The organism is Mesorhizobium sp. M2C.T.Ca.TU.002.02.1.1 (assembly GCF_003997225.1).
In genome coordinates this window covers 1-4,808 of the sequence record NZ_RZTO01000480.1, presented here as the reverse complement: position 1 = coordinate 4,808, position 4,808 = coordinate 1, and the positions used below count along the sequence as shown (strand labels likewise).

At 64.9% G+C, this 4,808-nt stretch carries 6 protein-coding genes; 1 reads left to right on the top strand and 5 read right to left on the bottom strand.

All coding sequences use genetic code 11. The features are described from left to right. The coding region (locus tag EOD07_RS22815; protein ID WP_127237069.1) for an FAD-dependent oxidoreductase at positions 1-793 on the top strand (793 nt) is incomplete at its 5' end. A 10-nt stretch (positions 794-803) separates the two neighbouring features. Here the strand turns inward: EOD07_RS22815 and EOD07_RS22810 are convergent. The 5 genes from EOD07_RS22810 to EOD07_RS22790 form a co-directional block, all read right to left on the bottom strand. Further along, entirely contained in the window at positions 804-2,162 is a 1,359-nt protein-coding gene (locus EOD07_RS22810) for an FGGY-family carbohydrate kinase (protein ID WP_127237068.1), read from the bottom strand. After that, on the bottom strand, positions 2,159-2,473 hold the full coding sequence (gene rhaM, locus EOD07_RS22805) for an L-rhamnose mutarotase (protein WP_206519525.1): 315 nt from the start codon (positions 2,471-2,473) through the stop codon (positions 2,159-2,161). The genes EOD07_RS22810 and rhaM overlap by 4 nt, the downstream gene beginning before the upstream one ends. Next, the gene (locus tag EOD07_RS22800; RefSeq protein ID WP_127237066.1) at positions 2,473-3,474 is read right to left on the bottom strand and encodes an ABC transporter permease; all 1,002 of its coding nucleotides are present in this window, start codon (positions 3,472-3,474) and stop codon (positions 2,473-2,475) included. The genes rhaM and EOD07_RS22800 overlap by 1 nt, the downstream gene beginning before the upstream one ends. Continuing rightward, positions 3,471-4,448: an ABC transporter permease gene (locus tag EOD07_RS22795; protein ID WP_127237065.1), complete on the bottom strand. Its 978-nt coding sequence runs from the start codon at positions 4,446-4,448 to the stop codon at positions 3,471-3,473. The genes EOD07_RS22800 and EOD07_RS22795 overlap by 4 nt, the downstream gene beginning before the upstream one ends. Next, positions 4,445-4,808 (bottom strand): ATP-binding cassette domain-containing protein (locus EOD07_RS22790; RefSeq protein WP_164772440.1); only part of this gene is annotated, 364 nt, incomplete at its 5' end. The genes EOD07_RS22795 and EOD07_RS22790, both read right to left, overlap by 4 nt.

Genomic DNA, 4,808 nt, shown 5'->3' with positions numbered 1-4,808 from the left:
CTATCTCGGCGAGCACGGCCTGCCGATCGAGATCGTCGGCCGCGAGCGTCTGGTCGAGCTGGAGCCGGGACTTGCCGGCGTCAAGGAAAAGATCGCCGGCGGCATCTATTCGCCGATCGACCAGACCGGCGATTCCAGGCAGTTCACCGACAATCTTGCCGCCTATGCCGCCGAGAAGCTCGGCGTCAAATTCCTGTTCGGCACGACGGTCGAGGGCCTCGACATCGAAGGCGACCGGGTGCGCGCGGTGATGACTTCGGCTGGCCCGGTCACAGGCGACGCCGTCGTCATCTCGATGGGGCCGGAAAGCGGCCTGCTCGGCCGCCGCTACGGCATCGACCTGCCGGTCTATCCCGTTAAGGGCTACACGGCGACGATTCCCCTGGAGGACGAGAGCAAGGGGCCGACCATGGGCGGCGCCGACGAGGACCGGCTGATCGGCTATTCAAGGCTCGGCAATCGCTTGCGCATGTCCTCGACCGCCGAATTCACCGGCTTCGACCGCAGCTTCAAGCCCGGCGATTTCAGGACCATCCTGGAAACCGGCAAGGATCTTTTCCCGGGCGCCTTCGACGAGAAGAAGGCCGTGCTCTGGGCAGGTCTGCGGCCGATGATGCCGAGTTCGGTGCCGGTCTTCGGCCAGGCGAAATACCGCAATCTCTATCTCGATACCGGCCACGGCCATCTCGGCTGGACCATGGCCTGCGGCTCGGGGCAGTTCCTGGCCGACATCGTCGCCGGCCGCAAGCCGCAGATCGATCCCAAAGGATTGCTGTACGGGACGGCACGCTGAGCCGGCTGGCTTACGCGGTGGCGTTCTTCAGCCACGCTTGCCTGTAGGCTTGCCAGGCCGGATCGGCCAGCGGCTCGGTCCGCTCGCCCTTGCTCATCGCTGGCGCGCCGTCCGACGCCAGCAGCGCCGCGCCGATGCTGGTGCCCGTCGATGTCTCCGACGCAACGACCGCTCGTCCCGTCGCCGCCGCCAGCATGCGGATGAAAAGCGGGTTGCGCGCGAAAGGTCCCTCGACCGTCGTTGGCCCATCGCCGCCGATCAGTTCCAGGCAGGTCGCGGCCATCAGCGCGAGATAGAACGAGATGGCGGCGAAGCGCTGGCCTGGACTCAAATCATCGGCATTGACCCATTGGGCGTCGCGATGCGGGAATGGCCCGGAGCCCTGTTGGGTGGAAGGCAGCAGCAAGGCCTGGCGCGCCAGAACTTCGGCAACATCGGCTTCGCTCCACTCCTGCGGCTGCTCCTCGGTCAGCAGCGAAAACTCGCGGCCGCCCATGAAGCGCGCCGACGGCACCGGGTCGCCGAGTGCATTGACATTGACCAGCGTGTCGCGCGCCGCATCGAGCTCCACCTTCCGGCCGCCCACTGCCATCGACACCACCCATGTGCCGGTCGAGACGACGCAGAAGGGCGCCGCGTCGGACAGCAGGTGCGGCAGCAGCGAAGCGTTGGAATCGTGCAGGCCGCAGAACACGGGCGTTTGCGGGTCGAGCCCGGTCTGCGCGGCGAGCGCGGGCAGGATCGGTCCGAGCTGGTCTTTTGCCGGCCGCACCGGGGCCATCAGCGGACGCCAGCCCATCCTGTCGACCAGCGAAGAATAGTCGGACGTCCAGGGATTCCACAAATCGGTGTGGCAGCCGAGCGACGTCACCTCGTTGGCGGCGATGCCGGTCAGCCGCAGCGCCCAATATTGCGGATACATCAGCATCGCGGCGGTCCTGGCGAAGTCCGCCGGGAAGCGCTTCTGCAGCCAGAAGAACTGCGCACCGAGATTGAGCCCAATCGGCAACCGCGGTGTGCCGGTTTCGGCGAAGGGCGGACGGACCGCGTCATACTCCAAGGTCAGCCCGTCGGGGCCGTCGAATTCGTAGTCGAGCACCGGCAGCACCAGTTCGCCCGAACTATCGACCAGCGCCCCGGTCGCGCCATGGGTGGTGATCGAGATCGCGGCGATCCGCCGTTCGCGGTTGAGCTCGGCCAGGCTGTCGAGGCTGAAGGTCCACAGCGCCTCGACATCGTGATGCGGGTAGGGCGCCTGCCGCACCGGCGCGTTGGCGATACGGCGTAGCGCAACCTCGCTCAGCGTCGCGAGATCGACCAGCGCCACCTTGGCGTTGGTCTTGCCGATATCGATGACGGCGACGATCATGCCATATGGAACATTGTTTCCAGCGGCACCGCCACCGGCTCGTTGTCGGCTTTGGTCTCCATGACGTCGGCCATATGCTTCCACCAGCGCTGCATTACCGGGTGCTTCGGCAGGTCGGCCATGCCGTGGTCATCACGCCGCCACAGCACCCCGAACAGGATGTTGGTCTCTTCGTCGAGATGGATCGAATAATCGGAGACGCCGGCCTGCTTCAAAAGCGCGACCAACTCGGGCCAGATCTCGTCATGGCGGCGTTTGTACTCGGCCTTCATGCCGGGATTGAGCTTCATCTTGAAGGCGTATTTTTCCATCAGGCGAAGCGTCCTTCGCGCAGCCGCCGCCAGACGATCGGCAGCGCGATGACGATGATCAAAAGCAGGCCGATGAAGATGGACATGACGATGCCGGGCACATTGAGCAGGCCGAGGCCGAACGTCACCAGTCCCATGATGAAGGCGGCGAGCACGACGCCCAGGATGCTGCCGGCGCCGCCGAGGATCGACACACCCCCAAGCACCACCATGGTGATCGCCTCGAGCTCATAGCCCTGCGCGATCGACGGCCTGGTCGAGCCGAGCCGCGAGGTGATCAGCACCGAGGCGATGCCCGACATCAGCCCGGTCAGGCAGAACAGGATGAACTTGATGCGCTCGACGCGCACGCCGGAAAACTGGCAAGCGACGGGATTGTTGCCGATGGCGAAGACGCGCCGGCCGAAGCTGGTGCGATGCAGCACGAACCAGTAGATCAAAGCCGCGGCGAGGAACAGCGCCAGCTCGAATGAAAAAACCCACCAGACATAGCCCTGGCCGAAGAAGGCGAAGCTTTCCGGATAGCCTTTGTAGGCCTGGTCACCGAGGATGATGAAGGCGATGCCGCGGAACAGACTCATCGTGCCGATGGTGACGACGATGGACGGCAGACCGAGCCGGGTGACCAGCAGCCCGTTGAAGGCGCCGCAGCCGAGACCGACGGCGATGCCGATCGCGACCAGCACCGGCGTGCCTGCGCCGGCCTGCACCGCCATGCCCATCATCGTCGACGCCAAAGCCACGATCGCGGCCACGGAGAGGTCGATCTCGCCCGAGATGATCAGCAGCGCCATGGCAAGCGCGATCAGCCCTTTTTCCGTGAAATTGAAGGTCAGGTCCGACAGCGACCATGGATCGAGGAAATAGGGTGACGCAAGACTGTTCACCGCGAAGATGATAACCGCGATGACGATGAGCAGCGCCTCCCAGGAAAAGATCGCCGAGGACAGCGGCTTGTCGAGCCGGTCGGGGATGTGGCGCGGGGCAGGGGTGTCGGTCATGCCGCTTCCGCCTTTCTCAGGATGATGCGGCCCTGCCGGCGCTCGCCGCGGGCGTTGAGCACCACGGCCAGGATGATGGCGCTGCCCGAGATCGCCATCTGCCAGAAGGGCGAGATGTTGATGACCGGCAGCGCGTTGGAGATGATGCCGAGGAACAAAGCGCCCAGCACCGCGCCGCCGACCGAGCCGATGCCGCCGGCGATGGAGATGCCGCCGATGACGCAGGCGGCGATGATGTTGAGCTCATAGCCGTTGGCGACCTCGACCGAGGCGATCACGTAGCGCGAGATCCAGAGATAGCCGGCGAGCCCGCCGATCATGCCGGAGATACAGAAGACGATGAATTTCGTGCGGCCGACATCGATGCCGGCATAGACCGATGCGGTCGGGTTGACGCCGATGGCGTAGATCGAGCGGCCGATCGCCGTTCGCGTCATCACCAGGAAGAACAGCGCGATCACTGCGAGCGCGATCCAGGACAGCACCGGCAGGCCGAGAAAGGCGGCGCGCTGGAAGTTGATGAAGGCGGGGCTCATCTGGTCGGCATTGACCCAGGCGCCGCCGGAGACGACGAAGGTAGCGCCGCGATAGATAGTCAGCGTGCCCAGCGTCACCACGATCGAGGGGATGTTCAGCCGCCACACCAGGAAACCGTTGATCGCGCCGAGCATCAACCCGACGAGCAATGCGATGACGATCAGCACGGGGATCGGGATTGCCGGATGCGCGGCGTTCAGCATCGCCACCACCATGCCGGTGAAGCAGAGGTTGGACGCCATCGAGAGATCGATCGAGCGCGTCAGGATCACCACCATCTGCCCAAGCGCCAGGATCATCAGGATCGAGGTGTCGTTGAACACCTGGCGCAGATTGGCGGGGTCGGCGAAGCCGGGGAAGCGCGTCGAGATCAGGCCGATCAGCACGACGATGCCGGCAAGCAGCCAGATTTCACGGTATTTGAGGAAGCTCTTCATGCCGCGATCCCCGCCGCCGATCGAACCAGCGTCTCTGCATCCAGGCCCTTGTTGTCGTAGGTGGCCGCGATACGGCCTTCGCGCATGACCACGACGCGGTCCGACATGCCCAGGATCTCGGGCAGCTCGGACGAAACCATGATCACGGAAAGGCCTTGGGCGACCAACTCGGCCATGAAGCCGTGCACGGCGGCCTTGGAGCCGATGTCGATGCCCTTGGTCGGCTCGTCGAGGATGATCACCTTGGGTGCCGTGGCCAGCCATTTGGCGATGACCACCTTCTGCTGGTTGCCGCCGGAAAGTGTGCCGACGTCCTGGCTGAGCGATGAGGCGCGCAGGTCGAGCCGCTCGGTGTAGGAG